The following is a 25,882-nucleotide window of genomic DNA, read 5'->3' on the forward strand; positions in this document are numbered from 1 at the left end:
AACGAGCCCGGTACCGCTTCGGGCCGAGGGTCTCGACCCTGATCTTCCCGTAGGTGCCGACCGGCATCGGTCTTCTGCCCATCAGGCCGCCTCGGTCGGCAACGACTCGAACCACGCCTTGACGTCGGCGGCGTTGAAGCGCAGGTGCTTGCCGACCCGGCGGCCGGGAGGCCCGTACTTCCTGGTCCGCCACTGGTAGATGGTGTTGACCGGGATGCGGAGGTAGGCCGCCACCTGCTCGATGTCCCAGATTTCGTTCACGCTGCGTCCTCCTTTGTGTATCGGCGTTGGCGTTGGGCACGGAGGCGTTCGGCGATGCCGGAGGCCAGTTCGCGCTCTGCGTCGTTGGCGTAGCCGGAGCCCACGTAGGCCCAGTCGTTGACGACGATCACCTCTTCGGCCGCCAGGCCGAGCCGTTCGAGCGTTTCGGCCGCTCGGAAGGCCCGCCGGTCCTCACGGATGCGTTTGAAGGTGGTCGAGTAGTGCTTGGACTTGGTCAGGAAGTGGCCCCGGAAGGCGAGCATGTGTGCCCACTTCCGCAGGTTCAGGTCGTCGTAGAAGTGCAGGTCACCGAGGTCCCAGGCGGTTTGGATCATGCGTCGGTGGTGGTCGGAGACCCGCAGGTGGTCGATGTCGAGCTGCGACCGGATCGGCCGGTCCGGGGTGTCGCGCGCCCCTGTGCCCTTGGTGGCGTACTTGGCGACGTAGGCCGCGAGCTTGCCGTCACTGACCGCCCCCGCGTCGTCCTCGACCTGGTGCGCCGAGGCGGCCCGGATGGGACGCACATCGACCTGTTCACCCCAGACCAGGTCGATCACCGTGCCATCCGGCCGGAAGGACTCAACCCGGACGGAGCGGGCCGCAGCCCGAACCGCGTGGTCGACCAGGTCCACGGTCGCCCACGCGGGCGCCGGGTCATGGGAGCCGTCAGGGCCGTCGATCCGGATGACGGCGTGGAAGTGGACCAGGCCGCGCCGCTGGTACTCGGCGACCTTGGCGTACGAGAGCCGCGCGTGGTCCTTGAAGTCCCTCACCGTCAGCCCGGCTGCACGAGCCAGCGCCCGCCGCAGCGCGATCGTGAACCGGTGCCACAGCTTCCCGGCGTGCGCCTGCCACAACACCGCTCCGACATAGTCGTACGTGTCCGGGTCGACCGCGCCACCGATGCGAGGGTCAGCGGGATGGTGGAACTCGCCGCACCCCGTGCACGGCCGTACCTTGCCGCCGCCGGTCTCGCGCCGGTTGTGGACCGCGCCGAAGGACGGGGCGGTCAAGGTGGCGAACACTCGCGGCTTCTCTGCGACGGTCTCAGAGACACCCTTACTGCCGCCGGACAGGCCCGCTCGCATGAGGTGGAAGGCGTCGGCCGCGTACCGGTCGGAGCAGGACGGGCAGACGGAGGCGCGGCGGTTGCCGCACGGCACCATGACGTCGCCTCCGAGGTGGGCGAGGACTTTCGTACTGTCGAGGTTGTGGAGTTGCCAGGCTCCGAACAGGCGGATCGGTGCGAGGCATCCGCCGGTGGCGGTGACCTTGTCGCGCCAGTCCCGGTAGTCGGCCCGTTGGACCCGGTCGGCGATGCGATCTTCGAGTGCGAGGACCAAAGGCTCCTCCTTTCCGTGGTCAGGCGGCGTTGAGCTGATCGGCGAGCTGGGCCGCGAAGGCGTCGGGGACGTTCACCGCGGCTTGCACGTCGGCCGGAGTGATGGCGCGGCCCTGTTCGCGGACTTCAGCGGCTTTGGTGCCGAGGACGGCTTGCAGGTGGGACGGGAGCTTGAGCGCCGTACGAGGCGCACTGAGGGCCGTGGCGGTGGTCGGCGTTGGTGCCGCAGTGGCCATCACGCGGTCACGGGCGGCGTTGCAGCGGTGCTGGATAACCGGCATGACTTCGGCGATGAGGAACACGACCAGCGGCACGACGACGTGGAGGAAGACCACGCCGTACTCGACCTGGCCGGACGGCGGGCGCAGCGATGACCACACGTTGGTGATCAGGGTTGCACCGAGCAGGAGCCGCTTGAGCCAGACGACCGGAGCGGCGTCGACGGCCAGGCCGTGGGACAGCATCTCCGCTTCCCACCGCAGCAGCGTGACAAGGATGCCCGCCAAGGCCGGCTCGACCAGCCACGCGCCCCACCACAGCGCCGCAGCCGGCGTCAGGTGTCCGGCTAGGAACTCGTGTACTCCGGTGGTGGTGAAGCCCAGTCCGAGGGCGAGAAAGAACCACATAGAGCGGGTGATCGAGACGCGGAAGCGCTCCAGGCGGACGGCGTGCAACAGCGGATCGGAGGTCAGGTCGTGCAGTTGGTGTGACTCTGCGAGACGGGCGCGCAGCCTCTGTACCGTGCGCGTTTCGCCCTGGTCATCGGTCCTGTGCTTCCGGAACACCGATCACCTCCCGAGACATCCGCCGCTGGTCCGGGACGATGTGGAACAGGTCGTGGAACTGCATCGGCGTGAGCGCGAGCAGCGCCCCGGCGATGAACGCGGATCCGGGCTGTAGCTCGCCGGCCAGCACGCGAGCGACCGTGGAGCGGTTGACGTCCATCGCCTTGGCGAGGGCGTAGTCCGACCGGAAACCGGCAAGTCGAGCGGCCTTGGTGAACACGTCGCGTCGGAGCTTGATCGTGTGCGGCATGGTCGCCCGCTCACGCAGCCGTTGCATCGGCCACGCGGCGACGAGCAGCCACCGCGCGGCCGAGGTGGACCAGGCGGGCGACCTCCTCGAAAGTCACCGACTCGGCCACTGAGGGCACCAGGTGGAACGTCCCAGCGAGAACCACCGAACCGTCACGCCCAGGGGTTCCCTCGAAGTCCGAGACGGCCGCCAAGGCGGTCAGGTCGAACCTCAAGCCCGCCGCGTTCCGGGCTGTGGCCTCCACAATCAGGGTGTAATCCGCGTGCAGGGACCAGGTGAGCGCCACACCGTCCAGCCGGGTCACCCACAGCAGCAGCGAACCCAACCGGTCGGATGCCGTGCCGGAGGCGAACTCGACCTGAACCGAGCGGGTCACAGTCGAGATGAACAACCGATCCGGCCGGGGCAACCCGGTGGATCGCATGAGCGACCGCAGAGTGCGGATGATCCGGTCGAGAGAACGAGAGCTGTTCGAGGGCATGGCAAAGCTCCAGAAGTCAGTAGGTGATGAGGTCAGGCGACGACGCGCAGACCCGAACCGGAGTCGGCCGGCCCCGCCTTGACGAACGCGACCAGCTCGTCAATTTCGTGGTCGCTGGTGTAGGCCGCACGCACGCGGCGGGGAGTGCGGGAGCGCGAGTCGACGCGGTAACCGATACCGGCGCTGGAGGGGTCAGCCGGGATCTCGTCGGCGATCGCGCCACGCTCACGAGCCCCGTCGCCCAGGACCATGTCCGGATGCCGTTCGGAGGTCACCCGCAGGCAGACCCGGTGCGGGAGCAGATCGCGGATCGGCAGCACGTCCTTGGACGGCTCCTGGACGTACACGTCGAGCACGTCGTTGGTGGCGCGGCCCATGGAGGAGATGACGGCGCAGGCGTTGGTGATCTCGTGCGCGTACTCGGAGTTGTAGGACATCAGGAAGCCGACCTCATCGAGGATCAGCCAGTCCACCGGATGCTCACGCGACACCGGAACTGAGCGCTTCCCCTTGCGCTGCAACCGCTTCTGCTTGCGCCCCATGTTGTCCACGAACCGCTCGATCAACTCGGCGCAGTCCTCCGGGGTGTCGGCATACCGACCGTCGAGGATCGGCTTGAGCGCGACGAACTCGAACAGCTTCGGGTCACACACCCACGGCCGCACCAGCCCGTCACGGATCATCGGCGCAACGGCCCGCAGTTTCGCCATGACCACCGAGTTCTTGCCCGCACCGGTGGCACCGGCCGTCAGGTGGTGCGTCCCGGTCAGCGGCTCACGCCACTCCCCACCCAGCTCGGTTTCCCCCAGGCACAGCGACCGCAGGTCGACCGCGTCAGAGGATTCCGGCATGGCAGGTGCAGGGATGACCCGGTCGAACGGCTCATCGCGCTGGATGATCAGCACAACCTCACCGGGTTTGCCCTGCTCGACAGCGACCCGTTCAGCCTTGAGCGTCGCCGCCAGCTCCGGCAGCACCGCCGCGAACGCCCGCAACGCCTGACCAGGCACCAACCGAACCCGCACCACGTCAATGGACGGCGACCAGGACCGGACCCGCAGCACACGCGGCACCAGCACTTCCCCGGTCCGGTAGTGCACCGTGGTCAACCCGCACGAGCCCATCAGGTTCACCCAGCGTCGCCCGGTATAGGCACCGGCCCACCGACGCCGCCACGCCCGCAGCACCGGCGCGGCCCATGTGTCGAACGTGTCCGGATGCGCCCGGTACCAAGCCGCGGTGCCCGCCGCCAGGCCGCCGAGAACGCCACCGGTCACTTCTGGCCCGACCTCGACCACCGAGGCTCCCAGCGCACCCGGACCAACCACCGCACCGGGGTGACGGACGAACCACCGCGCCGTGCGGAACTCCCACCCAACTGAACGACGGGACGCGCCCGTACTCATCTGCGACATGCATCGTTCCTTCTGTCAGGCACGGCAACGGCCGACCACCGAGGAGTAGTGATCGGCCGTTGCCGTGACGTGGAGATGCGCTACTTGCGCGGACTGCCTCGCCGACGCCGACGAGCGGACAGCGGTTCGAGCTGCGAACGCGAGTAGGACAACGAAGTCCGCAGAACCGCGACCGACCGCACGAACACGTTGTGCTGGCTCTTGAACCCCTCCCGCCGATACGGGACGTCCAGCATCGCCAGACGCAGTTGCCGCATGGACTTGTCCATGCACTCCAAAGCCGTGGTCAATTCCTGTGACATCAGACCTTCCACTCCCGAGTCTTCAGCTCGGTCTCATAACGGGCCGCTTGGTCTTTCAAGTTCGTCAGGCTCTGTCGAACCGTGGCGAGCAACTTCTTCAACTCATCGGGCGGCGTGACCCGCCACGAACCCGGCGGAGAAGGGTTCTCCCGCATCTTCGCGATCAGTTTGTCCAACGGGTCAAACTGTTCGGTCACGAAGTCGATCGCGTTGACGAGGTTCGCGTACCGCTGCTCAGCTCGCTTGTTTTGTCCTGCCATCCACACCTGCCTCCTCGCGCGCACCTGGCCCCGTCAGCTCGCGCCACGCTTCCGCCACCTCGAACCCCAACTCCGTAGGGAGCAGCAGGTTGACGGGGGCGTGCACGGCTCCCGTCCGCAGGACCACCGGCTCCGGCACCGGGAAAATCAAGGCGAGATTGCCCAGCCGGTGAACCGCCGCCGTCTCCCACGCCGCCGACCGCCGCATCCCGCGCGACCCGACAGCACGGAACACCCGTCGAGAGCGCACGGTCAGCACGTAGCCGTCACCTTGCGAACAGATCCGACCGAGCGCGGTCATCGCTTCCTTCAACTCCGCTTCTTCCGGAGGTTCGACATTGACCTTGACCGGGTAATCGTTGACTTCGAGCACGACCCACCTCCGATATCGGGGACCACGGCAAACCCGGAACCGACGAAGCCGACTCCGGGCTCACCGAAAACCCCGGCGCTTATCGAGCAAGCGCCGGATTCAGGCATGGCTCTACCCACTGTGGAATTGACAAAGATCAGACAGCCCCAAACAGGAGCTTGGAAATTCTCAGAGCACGCGTGCGATGATCAGGCCGCGCTGCGCACCGGACGCGCCACCGGCTTCAACCCCGCCGCCTTGAACCACAGGCCAGCCGAGGCGATCTTGCGCGGGTCCACACGGTCCGGGATTTCGTACGTGTTCACCACCGCGTTGACCAGCTCCACATACATGCCCTCTTCGAACCCCTCGCCGGGGTCACCGGGCAGGTTGACGCGGATCTCCTCGCCCTTGCCCGCCTTCCGCCCTTCAACCGGCAGCGGCTTGGCGAACAGCGTCACCACGTACTGCACCTCACCCGAGGTGCGGTCGACCACGGGCGTCACCGTGCCGTCGTCGGCCTCACGCATCTTCGCCGCTGGAGCCTCCGTGATCATCAGTCGGTAACCGCCGAGCATCACCGGCAAGTCCTGAAGCGCCATCTCGGATACCTCCACTTCGCAGGACGACCCGGTGTCGCCCTGTCGCTACAACCAACATAGCTAGTAGAGCTATAAGAGACACTAGGCCGATCGAGTGACTTCCAGCAGTGCTAGCTCTATCGCTACAGTCTGTTCATGCGCCCCGACGCAACCGACCGCAGACCTGCGTACCAGCAGATCGCAGACGACCTGCGCCACTACATCGCGTCCGACGAAGTCGAGGTCGGCGACAAGCTCCCGTCCCTAACCGAGCTTCAGACCAAGTACGGCCGCGCCGTGATGACGTTGCAGAAGGCGCTGGACCAGCTTCGCAACGAAGGACTGGTCATCTCCCGCCAGGGCGAGGGCACCATCGTGGTGAAGAAGCCCGAAGCCCATGCGGGGGACGACGTGCCCTCACCGCATGAGCTTCGGCAGATGTTCGACCGCATCAACTCGGTCCTGGACGACCTCAGCCGGCGCGTCGCCGCTGTCGAGACTGAGGTTTTCGGGACCACGCCAGACGAGCCTCAACCCGACTCAGCCGATCACTGAGTTCTTCCAGGCGCACCAGGAGTTCGGAGGCTTGGGCGTGGAGATCCCGCCAGTCCTCCGCCGTCCACTCGTCCTCTTCAGACACCACGCCCCCTTGCCGTTCCCGCCGAACCCCGAACCTCGACCGCTACACCGAGCAGGTAGCCACCTCCGCCGTCTCCGACTTCGGACGCTCGCCGACGTCGGGCAGCCAGACCAGCCGTGCCCTCAGCTGGTGGCGCTTGCTGCTGAACAGGTGCAACGCGTTCTCGGGCTTGCCGAGACTCATGCGGGAGTGGTCATCCACTGCGAAGACCTCCGCACGGTCTTCGAACGCAAAGCCCCACGCGGCGACCCACGCGTCCACGCGTTCGCCGAACTCCTGCACCACGGCGAACACTCGCGGCGGAGCCGTCGTCACCATCGTGTCCAGCAGCCCCTCGAACTCCACTTCACCGCACAACGGCTTCAGGTTTTCGACCTCGTTCACTGGTCGACCTCCCCGTCCTCACGCTTCGAAGCCGTCAGGGCGTTCACCTCGTCAGGAGTCGTGCCCACCAGGGCGCTCAAGTGCTCGAAGTCGAGCGGTGCGAGCTTGGTTAGCGCTTCGCAGCGGTCGGCGAACCGCGTGGCCGACTGGGCCAGCTCACGCGCGAAGCTGATCGCGAGCTGCGCCCCACCCTCACGTCCGGCGATCTGCACGGTCAGCCGCGCGTCACCGGACGAGATCACCAGGGACGGATGTCCCTGTGCCCGTTCCACCAACGCCGATTCGGCGTCCTCCTCCGGCTGGAGGAGCAAGTACATCCCCATCGGTTCGACCTCCGTGTACACCTGGGACTTACTCGACCAGATTCACGCGGAAGGAAGACCGATCCCATACCAATGGCTGATCAGATATCGGCGTCACCACTAACCGCAGGTCAGCACGGTAATCACCGAGTTACACTCCGAAGTAGGCACAGCTCGACCAGGGGGTGAACGGCCACGTGACCACGTCCAAGCGACGCTGCCGCACGTGTGACACCTTGCTGGCCAGTGACAACCGGGGCGAACACTGTGGCCGCTGCACCGCGGCTTCTACACTCCGCGCCCCGACACTGCCGCCGGAGTTCTGGGCCAAGCCCACCATCCGCGAGGCGTTCGAGTCACGCAACATCGGCCAGGTCTTCCGCGCCTACCGCCAGGCCCAGAACCCGACCGTCCCACAAGCCACCCTCGCCGCCTGGCTCGAACTCACCCAAGGCCGCGTCAGCGAAGTCGAACGCTCCCGCCGCCCGGTCACCGACCTCGAACGCCTCGAACGCTGGTGCGACGCCCTCCACGTCCCACGCCACCTCCGCTGGTTCGACGGCACCGCGCGCGAAGTCCACGACGTCCGCAACCTCTACGCCAACCGCACCGTGGACCCGAGCCCGGTCTACTCGCCCCATCAGTCATGGGCGCCGGTCGACCAACCACCACCCCAGCCCGCCCAAGAACCGGACATCGTGCACGTAGGCATCCCACGCCTACGCCGCGCGCTCGACATCCTCGACCTACCCGACGACGGCCCCACCCGAAGCCTCCCCGAGCTGGCCGCCGACGTCGCCCGCATGAACGAGCACCGCCTCGAAGCCCGCTACGGCGAACTCGTCCGCCACCTACCCGCCCTGATCGGCGAACTGGCCCGAGCCCGCCAACTCTTCGACCCAGCCGACCGCCGCCACGTCGCATCCCTGCTGACCCTGGCCCTACGCGCGGCAGACGGCGTGGCCTACAAATACCGCTACTTCGACCTCTCGGCCCGCCTCATCGACCTCATGCGCACGACCGCAAACGAGGCCGACAACCCGCTCTTGCCCGCAGCAGTGGCCTACGTGCGCACCGAAACGTTCTTCGCCAGCGGCGACCTCCACACCGCCGCCCGCGCCCTGGACCACGCCGCGGACCAACTCCCCACCCGCGACCTGAAACACGCACCCACCGCAGCCGCCTTCGGCGCACTCCACATGCGAGCCGCAGTCGTCGCCGCCCGAGCAGGCAAAGCCGACATCGCCGCCGACCACCTACTCACCGCCCGCTACGCCGCCCATGCCGCACCCGAAGGCATCTACCACGGCACCGCCTTCGGCCCCGCGTCCCTGCGTATCCACGAGCTGGCCGTCGCCGCCGAGCTACGCGACGCCGCAGGCATCCAACGAGCCTCCACCTGGCACCCACCCGCCGAACTACCCGCCGAACGCCGCTCGCACTACTACATCGACCTGGCCCGAGCCCAACTCGACCTCGGCCACCACGAAGACGCCTACCTGTGCCTGCAAGCCGCCCGCCAAGCAGCGCCCGAACACGTGCGCGCCCATCCACAGGTCCGCCAAGCCCTGTCGGTGTTGCTGCGTACTCACCCGTCACTCAGCTCGGGCCTACTCGACCTCGCCGCCTGGGCGGGCGCTCGCTGAGCGGCTACGTCTCAGCCGTTCGCCAGCAGCTCCGGTAGGTCGTGCAGGGAGTCGATGACCCAATCGGCATCGCGACGCACCAACGGGTCATCCGCCCACAGGTATCCCCACGGCCCGCGCCGGATCAACGCGGTGCGTAGCCCAGCCGCCTTCGCCGCCACAACATCGTTGTCTCGGTGATCACCGACGTAGAGCACCTCACCAGCCACCGCCGCAGGCGTCATCCCCACCACCCGCTCAAAGAACTCCGCCGCAGGCTTGGCCACACCCCACTCACCAGACGTCGCCAACCCATCCACCGGCAACCTCAACTGCCGCAGCAACTCAGCCGCCCGAGCAGTCTGGTTCCCCGCCACCCCAACCCAGACCCCCAGCTCTCTCAACCGCTCCAACCCAGCCCTCACATCCGGGTACAGATCGCCCTCCTCGATCCGCTCCCCAACCCCAGCCTCCTCCCGCAACCGCCGCTCACGGGCGACATCAAACCCAGGCCGGAAGTACTGGAACGTCTCCGCGTTATCCCGCCCCGCCGCAGTCACCGCCCCCAGCACCGTCGAGAACGTATGCCGAGACACCCCAACCCAGTCCGCCCAAGCACCCCACTCCCGCGAGTCGTCCAACAACGTCTCACCCACGTCGAACACCACCGCCGCGACCATGCCCTACTCCTACGCCATCACCGCCCGCCACGCGACACTGACATCGACCCCAGCGTGCACTGAGGCGGCCTGACCACGGTGTTCAGAGTTTCTTTTCTTCATCAAGGCGGCCCCCTCCGGGGCCGCTGGCCGTTGGTGCCAAGGCGACGCCGAAGGACCGACGCCCCTGTAGTGCGGCCCGCCCAAGCGGGCCTGGCGGCCCGCGGGCGTGCCGCGCGAGGAAGGGCGCCGGTCCCGTCGTCACCGACGAACGGCCAGCAGCCCCCGAAGGCGTCCGCAAAAGATCAAAGATGCGCTCGCCGCGCGGCAGGTCTCCAGGATGGCCAGGCGGCAGCGCACGCATGCGTGCCAGCGTGGGCCAGGGTTCGTGCCATCCCGTCGACCTCCCGGAGGGCTATCACGGTTGCCGAGGGCCTGCGAGCCTGGCACGTCGGCCGCCAGCTGACCGGTATGTCGCAGGCCCTCGGCAACCGTGATAGGGCTTCGCCAGGTCGACGGGATGGCGCGAAGCCCTTCCGTCGGATCAAAGAACCCGTTGTAACTGCCTGTAGTCGACCGACGATCCTCTTCTCATGGGAGACCAGCGGGACCGACCTGCTTACAAGGTCCTGTCCACCAAGACCATCGTCTGGTTCGGCGTGCTTTTGGTGGTGGTCGGCGCGGGTCTGGCGGCGGCTCTACTGTGGTCCTACGGTGCTGGCACCGAGGCCGACAAGGCGCGCTTGGACGCGATCAGAACCGCCGGAACCATCGTGGTGGGCACCGGAGGAGTCGCGGCTCTGTGGTTGGCGGCCCGGAGGCAGCAGGCCACGGAGATAGCGCTGCGGCAGAAGGACGCAGACCAAGCGCACCAGGAGCAGGACGCCGCCGAGCGGCGGGTTACGGAGCTGTACACCAAGGCGGTGGAGCAGCTTGGCTCGGAGAAGGCCCCGGTGCGTCTCGGTGGGATGTACGCGCTTGAACGCCTGGCGCAGAATGCGCCAGACCAGCGCCAGACCATTGTCAACGTGTTGTGCTCCTACCTTCGGATGCCTTTCCAGTCGCCGGTTGGCCCTGATGCCGTGTCTACCGAGTCCACAGGGGCCAAGGCGCTGATAATCCCGCAGCAGTGGAAAACGCCAGCGGTTGGCGAGAGTGCGGAGCCGACCGTAGATCGCGACGAGAATGAACGGCGTATACAGGAGCGTGAGGTACGACTTACTGCGCAACGCATCATCACGGAGCATCTTCACCCACAGTGTGACGCTGGTCGCCCGACGGAAACCTTCTGGGAACACATCAACCTTGACCTCACCGGGGCAAGACTTATCGCGCTTGATCTTCATGGATGCCGTGTCGGGACGGCTCAATTTGACGGGGCGAAGTTCGAGAGGGGTGCGGGGTTCATCGGCATGACGTTTGAGGGAGGTGCCATGTTCGCCGGGGCGAAGTTTGAGGGCGATGCTGCGTTCGTCGGAGTGATGTTCGCGGGGATCGCCGTGTTCGATGAGGTGACGTTTATGGGGGACGCCGGGTTCGACGGGACGACGTTCAAGAAAGTCGCCAGGTTCGACCAGGTTACGTTCGGTGGGCTGACCGGGTTCAATGGAGCGACGTTTGAGGAGAATGCTGTGTTCGGCGGGGCCACGTTCGGCGGATTCGGCGGGTTCGACGGGGCGACGTTTCAGGGAAGCGCTGGGTTCGACGGGGCGACGTTTGAGGAGAATGCTGTGTTCGGCGGGGCCACGTTCGGCGGATTCGGCGGGTTCGACGGGGCGACGTTTCAGGGAAACGCCGGGTTCGACGGGGCGACATTCGGAGGGTTCGGCGGGTTCGGCGGAGCAAAATTCATGGGGGCTGCAGGGTTCGGCGGGGCGAAATTCATTGGGGACGCTGTGTTCGACGGGGCTACGTTTGGCGGATTCGGCGGGTTCAGCAGGGCAGCATTCGAGGCGTTCGCCGGATTCGTTGGGGTAACGTTCGAGAGGGTCGCCGGTTTTGTCGAGGTGATGTTCATGGGGGACGTCGGGTTCGACGGGACGACGTTCGAGGGCATCGCTATGTTCGGCAGGGCGACGTTCGAGGGGGACGTCAGGTTCGACAGGGTGATTTTCAAGGGGGCCACCGTGTTCGACAACGCACGAGTTCGAATCGATGTAGTTGACGCCACCAATAGGAACTGGCCGGTGGCGTTCTATGTCACAGATCCGGGTTCGCCGCAGGAAGCAGTAATAGAGGGCCGGAACGGAGAGTGGGGTTACCTTACACCGGTCCGCGATGGCAGTTAGCCCGGCCAGAGTGTATGGGAATCGGGAGGATTTATGCTCGACTGGACGCAACCTTGACCGCAACGACCGCTACCGGCGACACCTGTCAGCACCACACGTGATCAGGGTCGACCTCGACCTACGCGGAAGGTCGCGGGTTGCTGGTCGCTGGCAGTGTGATGGCCCTTGAGCGCCTGGGGCAACGCAGTGTCACCAAACGAACGCAAGTGGTGACCGGCTAACGGATCGGTGATTGTTCACGACTTCCGATCTGACTCGGAGGTTCGCCACTATGCGCAATCGTCTTACCCTTGCAGGTCTGATGCTGGCTGTCCTTGCCAGCTGTTCCGAAGGTGAACAAACCTCAAGTGATACGTCCACAGGAACGTCGACCACGACCAGTACTATCACTACGACGCGAGTGACGACGTCACCACCTACTTCGACTACTCCGAAGACAAGTCTGTTCCGACTCGGCGAGCAAGCGAGCGGTGGATGCGCTGCGGCCGACTGTGCTCTGAAGTTCACCATCGGCAAGATGTCGGACTGTACTGGCGGCTACGAGGGCGATCCCCCGCCCAGTGGCACGACGCGCAAGTTGTTGTGGATCGAGGTGCAGACGGGTAGTACCTACGATGCCTCGGACCTGCCATCCAGCCTCTTCACGCAGTTCACGGCCATCAGTGCGAATGGCGTCACCAGCGGAAGGATCAACCCGTCCACCTATTGGAAGTGTGCGCCAGAGGGCAGCCGCATGGGGTTCGGCGACGAGGACTGGCTTCCTGGCAAAAAGTACGCCGGAGCCGTCGAGGTCTACCTACCTGACGACGCTACGAAGGTGTCCAACGCTCAGGGCTACTGGGAGTGGCTCGTGCGGTAGATCGACGGCCTGTAGCCGTCGCGGCGCGCCCGACCGGCAGCTGGCCCAACTGAACCAATGTCGGACCATTTGCAAGATCACCCCACGCAAAACTGTGGTGGTGCGCAGGTGGCACCGCTAGTCAACGGCTGGTCAGGCGATAATCACACCGTGTACCAATACCGATCTGTGTGGGTTTTTTGAAGAGGGGTGACGTCACATACACAAGGCAATAGACGTGCATGTCGCGTCCGGCCTGAAGTGCCAGACTGCCGCCGACAGCGTTCGCAAGTTGGTGAACAACCTTCGGGCTGGAGGGGTCAAGTGAAGCCTTGCTCACTTTGAACCTCCTGTGCCGCTCTCGACTTGGGTCGGCGCGAGCCTATAGGCGTGACCGGGTGAGCGCGGTGTTGACCTGGCGGGCGACCACCATATGTCCAACGTGGACTCTTCCAGAGGGAAGCGCGCTCGCAGCCCGTCGACATGCGTGACGACCAAATAGAAGCCCTCGGCTACCCCCGACAAACGACAACAAGCGACGGCATCTGATCGTCTGCAATGGACGTTTACACCTGCGAACATTGCAGGTGGTGGTGGGTAGTGCAAGCCGTCGACAGACGACGAGTAGGTAAGATCCACAACCTTCGGGTTCAGGGTTCGAGTCCCTGGCGGCCCACTCTTTTCCATTGTGCTGCGCCCGGAATGCGAATGTGTGTGGGACGCCACCGGAACGGGTGATCGCGCTGGCGTGGCCCCTGGGTGGGCGATAAGTAGGTGCCATGCACCTCGTAGCGGCACTCGCCCTTGCGGCTTCGGTCACGACCGTGGCCGGGGAACTGATCAGCTATGACCCCCGTGTGCCCGCCGGAGCGCGGGCGGAGGTCGTGGTGGCGCCCAGGGACGGCGGCACGGTCGTGCTGCTGCGCGCCAGTGGTCTGCTGCCGGACCGCGACTACGGTGCGCACGCGCACGTGAACCCCTGCGGGACGGAGCCGACCGATGCCGGACCGCACTACCAGCACGTCCAAGGCGGTGCGACGGATCCCGCGTTCGCCAACCCGCGCAACGAGATCTGGCTCGACTTCACCACCGACGGGCACGGCCGTGGTGAGGCGATGACGCGGGTGGCGTGGCAGTTCGGCGAACGGCGGGCCGGGTCGATCGTGCTGCACGAGGAGCACACCCACACCGAGCCCGGTCACGCCGGCACGGCGGGCGCCCGGCTCGGCTGCCTCACCGTGCCGTTCTGAACTCGCCGCACTCCCCATCCCGCCGCGGCCGCCGGCCCTTGACCTCCAGCACCCTCGAGGTCGCACGATCGACGGCCTCGGCGGACGGAGGTGTTGGTGCTCGCGAAGTGGATCACCTGTGACGTGCCGGAGGCATCGCGCGACGTGTTCGGCGCGGCCCAGGCGAGGTGGACGGTCATCGCCGACCAGCCCGGGCTGGTCGGGCAGGTCGGCGGTTGGGACCCGCGAACGGGCCGCGCGCACGTGCTCGCGCTGTGGGCGGACGCGGCGAGCCACGAGGTGTTCCTGCGCGACCGGCACGACGCGGTAGCCGACGCGAGCGGCTACCGGAACATCGCGGTGGCGGTCGGTCAGACGGTCCTCACCCTGCCCGGCACGGCGGCGACCGTGGCCGAGGCGCTGGAGGGCCCCGTGCTGCGCGTCGCGGACTGCCGGCTCGCCGAGGGCGCCCAGCAGCACTTCACCGAGGTCCAGCGCGAGGTGTGGGCGCCGGCGATGGTGGCGGCGGGCGTGCTCGGCGGCGTGGTCGCGCGCCTGTCCGCGGACCGCCACCTCGTCGCCACGTTCTGGCCCGACGCACGCACCCACCACCGGTACACCGCCGAGGTGCCCGGGCTGCGCGCCCGCGCCCGCGCGGACGCCGACATCACGTCCACGACCGGGCACGTCCTGGAGCTGGAGGAGGGGTGGCGGGTGAGGGCGATTCGGTGATGTGGCACCCACCACTACCAGCGCTGGGCGACAATGGACGGCGATGTCCACCGCCCTGCACGCCACCAAGCCCCTGAAGATCGGCCGCCACCCGGTCGATCCCGCCGTCGTGCTCGCACCCATGGCGGGCATCACCAACGTGGCCTTCCGGCAGCTCTGCCGCGAGTTCGGCAGCCCCACGTCGCTCTACGTCTGCGAGATGATCACCGCCCGGGCGATCGTCGAACGCGACGCCAAGACGATGCAGATGATCACGTTCGGCACGGACGAGAGCCCCCGCTCGATGCAGCTCTACGGCGTCGACCCGAAGTCGATGTCCGAAGCCGCGAAGATCATCGTGGCCGAGGACCGGGCCGACCACATCGACATGAACTTCGGCTGCCCGGTGCCCAAGGTGACGCGCAAGGGCGGCGGCGCGGCCCTGCCGTACAAGCGGCAGCTGTTCCGGCAGATCGTGCGTGCCGCGGTGCGCGCCGCCGAGCCTGCCGGTGTGCCCGTGACCGTGAAGTTCCGCATCGGCATCGACGACGAGCACCTCACCTACCTCGACGCGGGCCGCATCGCCGAGGACGAGGGCGCGCAGGCGGTCGCCCTGCACGCCCGCACCGCGTCCCAGCGCTACTCCGGCAAGGCCGACTGGTCCGCCATCGCCCGCCTGAAGGAGGCCGTGACCAGCATCCCCGTGCTCGGCAACGGCGACATCTTCAGCGCCCGGGACGCCCTGGACATGGTCGCCCGGACCGGCTGCGACGGCGTCGTCGTCGGGCGCGGCTGCCTCGGCCGGCCGTGGCTGTTCGGCGAGCTGCAGGCGGCGTTCCGGGGCGAGCCCATCCCACCGGGGCCGCGCCTGGGCCAGGTCGCGGACATCCTGCGCCGGCACGGCGCGCTGCTCGCGGACTTCCTCGGCGAGGACAAGGGCCTGCGTGACCTGCGCAAGCACATGGCCTGGTACCTGAAGGGCTTCCCGGTCGGCGCGGAGCTGCGGCGCAACCTCGCCATGGTGTCCACCCTCGCCGAGCTGGACGACCTGGTCGGCAGGCTCGACCCGACGCTGGAGTTCCCGGACAACGCCGACGAGCCGCGCGGCCGGCAGGGCTCGCCCGGCAAGGTCGTGCTGCCCGAGGGCTGGCTGGACGACCCCGAGGACGTCACCGTGCCCGTCGGCGCCGACGAACTGCACTCGGGTGGCTGAGGCGGTGCGCGCCGCGATGGCGCTGGCGTGCGCCCTCCTGCTGGCCGGCTGCGGTTCGGTGATCACCGGCGTGGCCCGTCCGCTCCAGGTCACCGACGTGGAGCGGGAGCTGGTGTCCGGCTACTTCGCCGACCTCAACGAGGCGGGCGGGCAGGGCACGAGCGAGCAGCGCGACCTGCTCAAGGACACCCAGCACCCGGACTTCCGCGACGAGGACTGCGAGCTGCCCGCGGGCACGATCAAGGTGCAGCCGACCATGTCGACGCTGCGCCTGGACCCGGCGTGGGCGCCGCCCGGCGAGGACGAGCACCCGCGCGGCGTGGTGCTGGTCGTCGCGGTCACGCTGACCGTCGTGCAGGAGGGCTCCGAGATCGGCAGCCAGATCGGCTCGCAGCACGTCGTCCTGCTCAACGGCAAGGCCTACGGCTTCGCCCCGTGCGTCAATTGAGGTGACGCCGACCCGGTTGACCACGCTCCGTGAACTTGTCGGCTTTTCGATCACCGAATGCCACTAGTTCGGAGCAGTGCACGGTCAACCAGTCGAGGGAAATCCCTCTATGACGCGTCCCGCCGGCTCAAGCGTCGCCTCGTATCAGACGACACCTTGGCAAGGAGGGAGGTGAGCGCGATGACCGCACTGCGACCCGAAGTCGCGGAGTCCGACCGCGACGGCCGGCCCGGAGGAGGCATGCCCGCGTCCGAGAGCGAGGGCACCGGCCTGGTGCAACTGCACGAGTCGATCGCCGCGCTGCTCGCCTCCCGGGGCCAGTGGCGGCAGGCCTACCAGCACCTGCGCTCGGCGTTCGACCTGGTCTACGCCGACCAGGACGACCCGCCGCAGGTGCCCGAGCAGCTGCGCCGGGAGGTCGACCGCCTGCGCCGCGAGCACGCCGAGGCGCGCGAGCAGAGCCTGCGCGACAGCCTCACCGACAGCTACAACCGCAGATACCTGGACGAGCGACTGCTCGACATGGTCGCCGAGCGCGGCTCCACCGCGGCGGGCCTCGCCATCGCGTTGATCGACCTGGACTGGTTCAAGCAGGTGAATGACACGTTCGGGCACCTCTTGGGCGACCGGGTGTTGCAGCGCGTGGTCGAGCTGTTGCAGGAGGAGCTGCCGGAGGGCGGTTTCTGCGCCCGCTACGGCGGCGAGGAGTTCGTCCTCGTGCTGCCCGACGTCGAGCCCGAGCCGGCCGTGGAGATCGCCGAGTCGGCCCGGCTGCGTGTCGAGCGTCACGCCTGGGCTTCCCTCGCGCCCGGTTTGCGAGTGACCGTCAGCATCGGCTTGGCCTACGAGCCGCCGCCGGCCGGCGCGCCGACCCGTCCGCCGGTCGCCCCGGAGCAGCAACTCCTGCGCGCGGACAGCTTGCTCTACACCGCCAAGCAGTCAGGACGGAACGCCGTCGCCTACCGCGAGAACGGCCGCGTCCTCCTGGCGGGTGCCGCTTCCGGGCGACGAGGTATAGCCGAATCGCGGGTCGCCGGTTACTGACACCTCACGTCCACTCACCCTTTCGGACGTAGTCTGCTGCGCGCAACCGAGTACTGCCGACCCCTGTATCACCGGGAGTGGTCGTCAGGACTGGCCGTCATCCGTAGTATCGCCAAGGCAAGTGACACGCCGTTGGTGCAACCAATGTGTCCTTGCTGTCGTCAACTCGTGATGACGACCGACTAATGACCGAAGCTGAAGGGAGACCGGGTGCCCGACGAGCCCCGCCGTGGCGGCCCCGGACCCGGAGGTGACCAGGCCCCTCAGGAGGACCAGCCGACCGGCCGTCGCCGCAGGTCGCTGGACGATGGCGGGCTGAGCGTGTCCGACCTGCTGGAACAGCACAGCCGCACGAACATCCCCCGCCCGGTCCCGCCCGGTCCGTCGGACACCGGCAGGCGCGCCGCGCCCGAGCCAGAGCCGCCACGCAGACCCACGCCGCCCCAGAACGGCAGGCACGCCCCCGAGGGAACCGGCCGCCGTGCCGCGCCGGAGCCGCCCCGCAGGCAGGCTCCGCCGGACTACGCGCCACCGCCACCGGAGGACACCGGCGCCCGGCCCAGGCCGACCAACGGCGCACCGCCGGTCGCCGGCCGACGCCCGAGCGCACCGCCGCCCCCGAACGACTTCTTCGCCGCGAACGACGGCACCGGCACCCGGACGCCGCGTCCCGTGCCGGAGGACACCGGCGCCCGCCGCCGTCCCGACGAGCCCGGCCCGGCACGTCCCGGGCGTCCCGCGCCCCCGCAGGCCGCCGGACCCGCGAACGGTTACGCCGGCCGACCGGACGACCTCGGCCCGGGACGTCCCGCCGCCCCGCGCCCCGCGCCCCCCGGCGAGCCGGGCAAACGCTTTCCGGCCAACGGCCACCCGCAGGACCCGGCCGGGCCACGACGTGCCGCCGAGAGCACCGGCCGGCGCCCGCGCCCCGACCTCCCCGGCGCCGCGCCGGGTCGACGGCTCCCCGACGGCAGCGGACCGCGGCCACGGCCCGAAGGGCTCGCCCCCGACGCACCACCCAGGCGCCTGGCGGACGGCGGCGGCCCCCGCCCCGAAGACCTGGCCCCCGACGCGCCCCGCCGCCTCGCCGACGGCAGCGGACCTCGACCGCGACCCGAAGACCTCGCGCCACGACGTCCGGCGGACGGCAACCCGCCACCGGCTCCCGACGCGCCCCGTCGCCTGCCGGACGGCAGCGGTCCCCGGCCGCGGCCCGAGGAAGCAGGACCGCCCGGACGCCGCGTCGCCGAGGGCGCGCCCGCCGACGGCATCGCGAGGCGGCTCGCGGACGGGCCCCGGCCCGGCGAGCACACCGGCCAACGCCCCCGTCCCGGCCTCCCGGCCGACGGACCCCGTCGCCCCGCCGAGGGCAGCGGCCCGCACGACCTGACCGGCGCGCCGCGCCCCGGCCGCCGACCCGACCCGGCCGTCGACCCGCGCCGCCCCGCGCCCGTCCCGCCCGGTGAAGACCCGAGCCGCCGTCCCGAGGGCAGCGGACCCCGCCGCCTCGCCGAAGGCCCACCGGTCGTGCCGGTCGACGGCAGCGGACCGCGCCGGCTCGCGGAGGACGGCAGCGGACCGCGGCCGGTCGGCGACGTGCCCGGCCGGAGGTTCGCCGACGAGGGCCCCGCCGCTCCCGACCCGGCGCCGCCCGTCATCGCCGCCCGCCTCAACGCGGGCCCGGAGCCGCGCGAGGCCATCGACCCGGCCAGCCTCACCACGGAGATGGAGGCCATCAGCGACGACGTCAAGAAGCGTCGCGAGGTCGACCACACGCTGGCCCGCTTCTCCGCCGTCCACGACGAGCTGGCCGAGCAGGAGCGCCTGCGCAAGGAACGCCGCCAGAAGCTCATGCCGTGGAAGGCCGAGCACGACGAGGACGCCACCGAGTACGCCTCGCCGGTCGACGACCCCGACGACGACGGCCCGCGCCGCCGCGGCCGCACGGCCAAGCACAGCAAGATCGTGCGCGCGGTCAAGGTCGTCGCGCTGGCCGCCGCCGTGCTGGTGTTCGTGTCCACCGGCCTCGGCTGGGGCGCGATGTTCTACATCGACAGCAAGTTCACCGAGATCGACGCGCTGAACACGAACTCGGCCGCGGTGCACGAGGCGGAGAAGCAGCTCGGCGACGAGAACTTCCTCATCGTCGGCTCGGACACCCGTGCGGGCGCGAAGCCCCAGGACGGCGTCGGCGACCCGAACTCCGAGGACACCGCGGGCGCGCGCTCGGACGTGCTGATGCTCGCGCACATCCCGGCCGACCGTAAGCGCATGGTCGTCGTCTCCGTGCCGCGTGACCTCCTCGTCAAGCGGCCCAAGTGCGAGAAGTGGGATCCGAACACCGGCCAGTACACCGGCGAGATGCTCGAGGCCGAGGAGGACGTGAAGGCCAACGAGCCGTACGCCATCGGCGGGCCCAAGTGCGTCAGCGCGTTCATGACCGAGCTGACCGGCCTGGAGATCAACCACTTCATCAGCGTCGACTTCAACGGCTTCAAGGGCATGGTCGACGCCATCGGCACCGTCCCGGTGTGCGTGCCGAAGCCGATGAACGACGACGAGCTCGGCCTGATCTTCGACAAGGCGGGCAAGTTCGAGGTCAACGGCGACAAGGCGCTGGACTACGTGCGCGCCCGCAAGGTCGAGGGCGAGCTGCTCGGCGACTACGACCGCGTCACGCGGCAGCAGAAGTTCCTGTCGTCGTTGCTGCGCAAGGCGTTGTCGTCGGAGATCCTGCTGAACCCGGGCAAGCTCAACGCCTTCCTCAACGCGTTCGCCGCGTCCACCGTGGGCCAGAACATCGGCGTGAACGACATGCTGACGCTGGCGCAGTCGTTGCAGAGCCTGGAAGCCGGCCGGGTCACGTTCGTCACCGTGCCGCACCGGACGTCCGAGGGCGCCACGAAGTCCAACGACGACAACCTGGAGCTGTTGCGGGAAGAGGAGACCAAGGCGCTGTTCCAGGCCATCATCGACGGCACGCCGCTGCCGGAGGAGACCCCGGACGACACGCCGGCCGACCCGAACCAGGCGGCCCAGGGCGCGACGCAGACCTCCACCCCGCCGGCCGGCCCCAAGCAGGGCAAGGTCATCGACCACAAGGGACTGAAGGTCCAGGTGCGCAACGGCGACCCGGACAACGACGGCGCGTCCCGCCGGACCACCCTCGCGCTGCGGGAACTCGGCTACGACGTCGTCATCGCCGGTGACGCGCCGCGCGCCGAGAAGACCGTGATCCTGTACGGGATCGGCGCGGAGGACGCGGCGACGACGCTGCTGTCCTCGGTGCCCGGCGCGACGTTGCAGTTCCAGGCGAACATGGGCGGCTCGGTGCAGCTGCTGATCGGGCCCGGCTGGGACGAGGAGGTCCGGGCGCCGCAGGCGGCGGGCACCGATCCGGGCAAGACGGCGCCGCCCGAGGACCTGGACGTGGTCAACGCGGGGAAGGACCCCTGCGCCTGACAGGACTGGACGTCTCGGGTTCACCCCGGGTTCACCGGGGCGGGTCGCTACCGCGATGACCTCGTCGTAGGCTGACGCCCATGCGTGAGGCCTACCACGACCAGCTCGGACAACTCGCCGACCAGCTCGCCGACATGTGCGGCATGGCAGGCGACGCGATGGAGCGCGCGACCGCTTCCCTGCTCGGGGCGGACCTAGCCCTCGCCGAGCAGGTGATCGGTGACGACGCCAAGATCGACGACGTGCGCGCCGACATCGAGGAGCAGGCGTACGCGCTGCTGGCGCTGCAGGCGCCGGTCGCGACCGACCTGCGCATCGTGCTCGCGGTGATCCACGCGGCCGAGAGCGTGGAGCGGATGGGCGACCTCGCGCTGCACGTGGCCAAGGCCGCGCGGCGCAGGCACCCGAACCCGGTGCTGCCGGACACGGTGCGGCCGTACTTCGCCGAGATGGGCCGCATCGCGGTCGAGCTGGCGCGTGAGGCGACCGACATCATCCGCACGCAGGACGTGCAGCGGGCGCGGTCGCTGGAGGACGCCGACGACGCGATGGACGACCTGCACCGCCACCTGTTCACGGTGATCATGGACAAGGACTGGGCGCACGGCGTGCCGTCCGCGGTCGACACGACGCTGCTCGGCCGGTTCTACGAGCGCTTCGCCGACCACGCGGTGTCGGTGGCCAAGCGGACCGTCTTCGTGGTCACCGGCCGGATGCCCGGCTACCACGGCGACACCGGCGACGGTTCCTGAGCCTCAGGCGAGCAGGGCGTTCAGCTCCTGCCCGAGCTGGCCCGCGATGCGCGCGTTGTCGGCGGGGGCGTGGGTGAGCCACTTCTGGCCGTCCTGCCCCTGCCGCGTCTGCGACATGTAGCGGCCCTGGTCGTTGTCGAACCACGCGATCTGCGGCGCGCGCTGCTCCCGGCCGTGCCTGCCGCGCACCGTGACGCCGAACTGGCCGGCGCGCAGCCGGGGGCGTTCGAACACCGCTTCCAGCGCCCGGACCTGCGTGCCCGCGGTCGAGCGCGGCGCCATGGTCTGGGTGAAGGTGGCGTTGCCGAAGTCGTCGTCGCGGCGCGGCGGTGGCGGCGCGGACGTCGGCATGGGCACGGTGATCGACTGGCCGGGGCCCGGTCGGGACGGCGGGACGAGGTCCACGATCGTGCGCAGCAACGCGGGCGCCCGCATCAGGTCGACCTTGAGCTGCCGGTCGTCCATGACCGCGAGCGCCGCGTTCTCACCGGCCGCGCCGCCGCGCGCCAGCAGCTGGCGCTCGACGTTGCGCGCGTCGAGCGACGCGACCGCGTTGAGGCTGTAGTCGAAGCGGACCAGCAGGGTGAGCGCTTCCTCCACCTCGGGCGCGACCCGGCCGCGCCGGGCCAGGCCGCGCGACTCCAGGTCGCGGTAGACGGCGTTGCGGATGCCGCGCCGCTCGTCGACCGTCTGCCCGAGGTAGGGGAATTCGAACGGGTAGGGACGGCTGCCGAGCCTCAGGTCCTCCCAGAGCATGTCGGCCGCCGCGTGGGACAGGGCGAACGAGAACACGCTCACCCGCCGATGACCGGCGGAGCGACCATCGTGCCGTCGCCGAAGACGTCCTCGGTCTCCACCAGGTAGGACGCGGCCTTGTGCTCCTTGTCCTCGTCGCCCTGGCCGCGCGCGCCACCGGCGCCCGCGCCCATGCCGGCGCCCATGCCGCCGGCGCCACCGCGGCCCGCCGCGCCCGCGCCGCCGAGACCGCCGCTGCCGCCGGGACCGAAGCCGCCGGCGCCGGCCCGGCCCGCCTCGCCGAGCGTGCCCGCGCTGCCGCCGGGGCCGAAGCCGCCCAGGCCGCCGCGACCGGCCGCGGCCATGCCGCCGGGGCCACCGCCGAGCCCGCGGCCGCCGCCGCCTCCGGGAGGACCGCCGGGGCCGCGGTTGCCGCCGCCACCGCCGGGACCGTTCGGGTTGGGACGTCCGCCGGGCGGCATCGGGGGCCGGTTGGGCCCTGTGCCGGGCGGGTAGATGCCGGGCGGGTACGGACCGGGGCCGGGGATGTTGGTGTTTCCACCACCACCACCGCCACCACCGCCACCGCCGCCGGGCCCGGGCAGCGTCGAGATGCCGCCGGGGCCGTTCCAGCCGGACTGGTTGGTGTTGCCGCCGCCGGTTCCGCCGCCGCCGGGCAGGCTGAAGTCACCCGTTCCGGTGCCCGTGCCCGTCCCCGTCCCGCTGGGCATGGTCGGCCGGCCGCCGATCTGGCCCGTGCCGGGTTGGCTCGGGTCGCCGCCGCCGGAGCCCGACATCGGCGGTGGCGCCGAGAAGGCGGGCATGGTCGAGCCCGACTCCTGGAAGCTCGTGGACATGGTCGTCATGACCTCGGCCGCACGTTCGTGGGCCTGCTGCTTCTCCTCGAACTTCTGCTCGATCTGGTCGATCGTCTCGGCCCACTTGAACGGGTTGGGCTCGGAGAAGAACATCTTGTAGGCGTCGGCGGTGCTGAACTCGACCGGCTCGGGCATCGCGTTCTTCGCCGTCTCGGCCGCCTGGCTCTGGGAGTACAGCTTGTTGCCGGTGAGCTGCGCGCCCTGGGCGGCGTTGCCGGACCAGGTGGCGACGTTGGTGAAGTAGCCCTGCGCCGACTCCGCCGCCGCGCCCTGCCAGGCGCCCTTGCTGGCGGCCGTGGCGCTGCTCAGGTTGGTCTGCAGCTCGGCGAGGGTGTTGCCGAGCTTGGTCCAGGCCTCGCCCTGCTCGTTGGCCGTGCTCGGGGACATGTTCGTGGTGACCATGTCCTTGAGCGCCTTGTGGTCGTAGCCCAAGTAGTGGGAGCCGGGCGGCGACAGCGGCGGCCGGTAGTTCTCCACCACCTGCTCGAGCTGCTGCTCCTGCGTGGACTGGTACTGCGCCGACTGCTGCTTGTAGCGCAGGTAGTCGTCGAGCGTCGTGATGGCGCCGAAGATCCCCGGGTTGGCGGCGCGTTCGCGCTCGTACTCGGCGCGCAGTTCAGCCTCGGTCTGCCCGGCGTAGGTGACCTGGGTTGCCTGGTTGCCGCTCTGCGGCGGCAGCGAGTTGGACGGCGGCTGCGAGTTCGGCGGCGTCACGACGTTCTCCCCCATCTGGGTTACTTCGGCAGCTTCGGTTCGATGGCGGTGGCGACCTTGGTGGCAGCCTCGCAAGCCTCGTCCAGCGAGGCATTGGCGGATGAAGCGACGTCAACCCTTGACGTGGCGGTCACTTCGATGGCGACCAGGCACGAGGAACTGGTAGTCGGGGTCTTGACAAGCTTGGCCTTACGGGAACCGATCGGGATGTCGGTCTTCTCGCCGCCGACCGCGTCCGCGATGGCAAGCTCGGGGTGCTTCGTCAGCCCGATGGACACGGTCGAGGAGTACTCGGCGATGCACTCGCGATCGTCTCGAGGCTCGATCTCCGTGAGGTTGAGCCCAGCAGCCACCGAATTCAGTGCAGCACAGGGGTCGAATTCGGCCAGGGCGTCGCCTCCGGTGGACGCCTTTGTGCTGGTCGTGGTCTTCGATGTGCGTTCGGTCGTCGTGGCCACGCTGGTTGTGGTTCCCGGAGTGGCGGTCCCACCGGTCGTGCAGCCCGTGGCGACCGCGCCCAATACCGCCAACGACAATACGACGCGAGCCGACAATCCCTTGATCAACTGTCTCCACCCTCAGTAGCGCTTGTAGGTGCTCGCGTTCGAGTCGTCCACCTCGCGGTAGTTCTCGATCGCTTTCTGCAATGCTGCCCGCGCCTCTTCCAACGCGGACTTCAACTGCTCGACCGCCGGCAGGATGCCGGTAGTACCAGCTCCACCTTCGACGCTCTCCTGGTTATAGCGCGCCATGGCCGTGCCGTCAGGACTGGTCCCGAGTTTGGTCTCCTGGCGGAGTCGCACAAGGTAGGTGTCCATCTTCCGCAGGTCCTGTTGGGCGTTGTCGATGGCCTTCAAGTAGGCCTCGGCGCCTTCCTGGCTGATGGCGAACGAGCCCGACTCGGCGGCCTGCTTCAGCCCCACCATGTTGGCCGTCATAGCCTGCATGGACTGTGCGCTCAACGCACCTTCCGCCGCCACGGTTACCCCCTGCGAGTCTGCCGATCCCAACGGTCACGGTACCCCCGAACGGGCGACCGTGTCTCGATTTTGACGGCTGGGGCGGGCCCGTGGTTCCCCTGTCATTTGAACGCGCGGAAGCCCTCCCACCGCTGGTGGGAGGGCTTCCGGGAGCCAAGGCGGTGATCAGCCGAAACGGCCGGAGATGTAGTCCTCCGTGGCCTTCTGGCCCGGGTTGGAGAAGATCTTCTCCGTGTCGTCCACCTCGATCAGCCGACCCGGCTGACCGACACCCAGCAGGTTGAAGAACGCGGTCTGGTCGCTGACCCGCGCCGCCTGCTGCATGTTGTGGGTCACGATGACGATCGTGTACTCCTTCTTCAGCTCCGTGATCAGGTCCTCGATCGCGAGAGTGGAGATGGGGTCCAGCGCCGAGCACGGCTCGTCCATCAGCAGCACGTCCGGCTGCACGGCGATCGCCCGCGCGATGCACAGCCGCTGCTGCTGACCGCCGGACAGGCCGCCGCCGGGGCGGTCGAGGCGGTCCTTGACCTCGTTCCACAGGTTCGCCCCGCGCAACGACCGCTCGGCCACCTCGTCGAGCTTCTTCTTGTTCCGCTCGCCCGCGAGCTTCAGGCCCGCCACCACGTTGTCCCGGATGGACATCGTCGGGAACGGGTTGGGGCGCTGGAACACCATGCCGATGGTCCGGCGCACCTGCACCGGGTCGACGGAGGACGCGTAGATGTCCTCGCCGTCCAGCAGCACGGTGCCCTCCACCCGCGCCCCGGGCGCCACCTCGTGCATGCGGTTCAACGACCGCAGCACGGTGGACTTCCCGCAACCGGACGGGCCGATGAACGCCGTCACGTTCTTCGGCGGCACGGCGAGCGAGACACCGTCCACGGCGTGGAACTTGCCGTAGTACAGGTTGAGGTCTTTCACGTCGATGCGCTTGGCCATGACCGCCCG

29 protein-coding genes are annotated in these 25,882 nt (G+C 68.9%); 11 read left to right on the top strand and 18 right to left on the bottom strand.

Annotated elements, in window-relative coordinates:
* Positions 1–81: 81 nt before the first annotated feature.
* The 10 genes from AB0I91_RS03755 to AB0I91_RS03800 all read right to left on the bottom strand — a co-directional run bounded on the left by AB0I91_RS03755 (position 82) and on the right by AB0I91_RS03800 (position 6,050).
* The gene (locus tag AB0I91_RS03755; protein ID WP_360791443.1) at positions 82–261 is read right to left on the bottom strand and encodes a helix-turn-helix domain-containing protein; all 180 of its coding nucleotides are present in this window, start codon (positions 259–261) and stop codon (positions 82–84) included.
* A complete protein-coding gene (locus AB0I91_RS03760) occupies positions 258–1,604 on the bottom strand; it encodes a replication initiator (protein ID WP_499635049.1) in 1,347 nt (448 codons plus the stop codon). Before AB0I91_RS03760 ends, AB0I91_RS03755 begins: the two co-directional genes overlap by 4 nt.
* A 19-nt stretch (positions 1,605–1,623) precedes the next feature.
* Positions 1,624–2,388 carry a hypothetical protein gene (locus tag AB0I91_RS03765; RefSeq protein ID WP_499635052.1) on the bottom strand — a complete coding sequence of 255 codons (765 nt, stop codon included), beginning with the start codon at positions 2,386–2,388 and terminating at the stop codon, positions 1,624–1,626.
* Complete coding sequence (locus AB0I91_RS03770) at positions 2,363–2,608, bottom strand: transcriptional regulator (protein WP_499635056.1); 246 nt, start codon at positions 2,606–2,608, stop codon at positions 2,363–2,365. Before AB0I91_RS03770 ends, AB0I91_RS03765 begins: the two co-directional genes overlap by 26 nt.
* Positions 2,609–2,648: 40 nt before the next feature.
* Positions 2,649–3,119, bottom strand: coding sequence for a hypothetical protein (locus AB0I91_RS03775; RefSeq protein ID WP_499635058.1), 471 nt, complete (start codon positions 3,117–3,119; stop codon positions 2,649–2,651).
* A 32-nt stretch (positions 3,120–3,151) separates the two neighbouring features.
* Positions 3,152–4,525: an FtsK/SpoIIIE domain-containing protein gene (locus AB0I91_RS03780; RefSeq protein ID WP_499635333.1), complete on the bottom strand. Its 1,374-nt coding sequence runs from the start codon at positions 4,523–4,525 to the stop codon at positions 3,152–3,154.
* An 89-nt stretch (positions 4,526–4,614) separates the two neighbouring features.
* Positions 4,615–4,836 (bottom strand): hypothetical protein, encoded by a 222-nt coding sequence (locus tag AB0I91_RS03785; protein ID WP_499635060.1) that lies wholly within the window; start codon positions 4,834–4,836, stop codon positions 4,615–4,617.
* Complete coding sequence (locus AB0I91_RS03790) at positions 4,836–5,096, bottom strand: hypothetical protein (protein ID WP_230566301.1); 261 nt, start codon at positions 5,094–5,096, stop codon at positions 4,836–4,838. Before AB0I91_RS03790 ends, AB0I91_RS03785 begins: the two co-directional genes overlap by 1 nt.
* On the bottom strand, positions 5,071–5,469 hold the full coding sequence (locus AB0I91_RS03795; RefSeq protein WP_499635063.1) for a hypothetical protein: 399 nt from the start codon (positions 5,467–5,469) through the stop codon (positions 5,071–5,073). Before AB0I91_RS03795 ends, AB0I91_RS03790 begins: the two co-directional genes overlap by 26 nt.
* Before the next feature lie 188 nt (positions 5,470–5,657).
* Positions 5,658–6,050: a hypothetical protein gene (locus AB0I91_RS03800; RefSeq protein WP_499635065.1), complete on the bottom strand. Its 393-nt coding sequence runs from the start codon at positions 6,048–6,050 to the stop codon at positions 5,658–5,660.
* Between the two features lie 135 nt (positions 6,051–6,185).
* Between AB0I91_RS03800 and AB0I91_RS03805 the strand changes: the two genes are divergently transcribed.
* On the top strand, positions 6,186–6,584 hold the full coding sequence (locus AB0I91_RS03805) for a GntR family transcriptional regulator (RefSeq protein WP_499635067.1): 399 nt from the start codon (positions 6,186–6,188) through the stop codon (positions 6,582–6,584).
* A gap of 127 nt (positions 6,585–6,711) precedes the next feature.
* Here the strand turns inward: AB0I91_RS03805 and AB0I91_RS03810 are convergent, their stop codons facing one another.
* Complete coding sequence (locus AB0I91_RS03810) at positions 6,712–7,053, bottom strand: hypothetical protein (protein WP_499635070.1); 342 nt, start codon at positions 7,051–7,053, stop codon at positions 6,712–6,714.
* On the bottom strand, positions 7,050–7,376 hold the full coding sequence (locus AB0I91_RS03815) for a hypothetical protein (RefSeq protein WP_498785660.1): 327 nt from the start codon (positions 7,374–7,376) through the stop codon (positions 7,050–7,052). Before AB0I91_RS03815 ends, AB0I91_RS03810 begins: the two co-directional genes overlap by 4 nt.
* 176 nt (positions 7,377–7,552) lie before the next feature.
* Here AB0I91_RS03815 and AB0I91_RS03820 point away from each other — a divergent pair, with 176 nt between their 5' ends.
* Positions 7,553–9,001: a helix-turn-helix domain-containing protein gene (locus AB0I91_RS03820; RefSeq protein ID WP_499635072.1), complete on the top strand. Its 1,449-nt coding sequence runs from the start codon at positions 7,553–7,555 to the stop codon at positions 8,999–9,001.
* Positions 9,002–9,012: 11 nt separating this feature from the next.
* Here the strand turns inward: AB0I91_RS03820 and AB0I91_RS03825 are convergent, their stop codons facing one another.
* Complete coding sequence (locus AB0I91_RS03825) at positions 9,013–9,660, bottom strand: HAD family hydrolase (protein WP_499635075.1); 648 nt, start codon at positions 9,658–9,660, stop codon at positions 9,013–9,015.
* 572 nt (positions 9,661–10,232) lie between these two features.
* On the opposite strand from AB0I91_RS03825, the gene AB0I91_RS03830 reads away from it, so the two are divergent.
* From AB0I91_RS03830 to phoU, 9 genes are all read left to right on the top strand, one after another.
* On the top strand, positions 10,233–11,927 hold the full coding sequence (locus tag AB0I91_RS03830; protein ID WP_499635076.1) for a pentapeptide repeat-containing protein: 1,695 nt from the start codon (positions 10,233–10,235) through the stop codon (positions 11,925–11,927).
* Between the two features lie 517 nt (positions 11,928–12,444).
* Entirely contained in the window at positions 12,445–12,786 is a 342-nt protein-coding gene (locus AB0I91_RS03835) for a hypothetical protein (RefSeq protein WP_499635079.1), read from the top strand.
* 803 nt (positions 12,787–13,589) lie between these two features.
* Complete coding sequence (locus AB0I91_RS03840) at positions 13,590–14,015, top strand: superoxide dismutase (RefSeq protein ID WP_499612940.1); 426 nt, start codon at positions 13,590–13,592, stop codon at positions 14,013–14,015.
* Between the two features lie 96 nt (positions 14,016–14,111).
* Positions 14,112–14,726, top strand: a complete 615-nt coding sequence (locus AB0I91_RS03845; protein WP_499635082.1) for a DUF4937 domain-containing protein — start codon at positions 14,112–14,114, stop codon at positions 14,724–14,726.
* Positions 14,727–14,769: 43 nt separating this feature from the next.
* Entirely contained in the window at positions 14,770–15,918 is a 1,149-nt protein-coding gene (gene dusB / locus AB0I91_RS03850) for a tRNA dihydrouridine synthase DusB (RefSeq protein WP_499635085.1), read from the top strand.
* Positions 15,911–16,366, top strand: coding sequence for a hypothetical protein (locus AB0I91_RS03855; protein ID WP_499612944.1), 456 nt, complete (start codon positions 15,911–15,913; stop codon positions 16,364–16,366). The genes dusB and AB0I91_RS03855 overlap by 8 nt, the downstream gene beginning before the upstream one ends.
* 180 nt (positions 16,367–16,546) lie before the next feature.
* Positions 16,547–17,410 (top strand): GGDEF domain-containing protein, encoded by an 864-nt coding sequence (locus AB0I91_RS03860; protein ID WP_498785640.1) that lies wholly within the window; start codon positions 16,547–16,549, stop codon positions 17,408–17,410.
* Between the two features lie 210 nt (positions 17,411–17,620).
* The gene (locus tag AB0I91_RS03865) at positions 17,621–20,872 is read left to right on the top strand and encodes an LCP family protein (protein WP_499635088.1); all 3,252 of its coding nucleotides are present in this window, start codon (positions 17,621–17,623) and stop codon (positions 20,870–20,872) included.
* An 80-nt stretch (positions 20,873–20,952) separates the two neighbouring features.
* The gene (gene phoU, locus AB0I91_RS03870; RefSeq protein WP_230566287.1) at positions 20,953–21,624 is read left to right on the top strand and encodes a phosphate signaling complex protein PhoU; all 672 of its coding nucleotides are present in this window, start codon (positions 20,953–20,955) and stop codon (positions 21,622–21,624) included.
* A gap of 3 nt (positions 21,625–21,627) precedes the next feature.
* Here the strand turns inward: phoU and AB0I91_RS03875 are convergent, their stop codons facing one another.
* The 5 genes from AB0I91_RS03875 to pstB form a co-directional block, all read right to left on the bottom strand.
* The gene (locus AB0I91_RS03875) at positions 21,628–22,422 is read right to left on the bottom strand and encodes an ESX secretion-associated protein EspG (protein ID WP_498785636.1); all 795 of its coding nucleotides are present in this window, start codon (positions 22,420–22,422) and stop codon (positions 21,628–21,630) included.
* Positions 22,419–23,966, bottom strand: coding sequence for a PPE domain-containing protein (locus tag AB0I91_RS03880; RefSeq protein ID WP_499635090.1), 1,548 nt, complete (start codon positions 23,964–23,966; stop codon positions 22,419–22,421). The genes AB0I91_RS03875 and AB0I91_RS03880 overlap by 4 nt, the downstream gene beginning before the upstream one ends.
* A gap of 5 nt (positions 23,967–23,971) precedes the next feature.
* The gene (locus tag AB0I91_RS03885; RefSeq protein ID WP_499635093.1) at positions 23,972–24,517 is read right to left on the bottom strand and encodes a DUF3558 domain-containing protein; all 546 of its coding nucleotides are present in this window, start codon (positions 24,515–24,517) and stop codon (positions 23,972–23,974) included.
* A 12-nt stretch (positions 24,518–24,529) separates the two neighbouring features.
* Positions 24,530–24,931 carry a hypothetical protein gene (locus tag AB0I91_RS03890; RefSeq protein WP_499635096.1) on the bottom strand — a complete coding sequence of 134 codons (402 nt, stop codon included), beginning with the start codon at positions 24,929–24,931 and terminating at the stop codon, positions 24,530–24,532.
* A 165-nt stretch (positions 24,932–25,096) separates the two neighbouring features.
* Positions 25,097–25,873: a phosphate ABC transporter ATP-binding protein PstB gene (pstB, locus tag AB0I91_RS03895; protein ID WP_498785628.1), complete on the bottom strand. Its 777-nt coding sequence runs from the start codon at positions 25,871–25,873 to the stop codon at positions 25,097–25,099.
* Positions 25,874–25,882: the final 9 nt, after the last annotated feature.

This window comes from Actinosynnema sp. NPDC049800 (genome assembly GCF_040656635.1).
Lineage (GTDB): Bacteria > Actinomycetota > Actinomycetes > Mycobacteriales > Pseudonocardiaceae > Actinosynnema.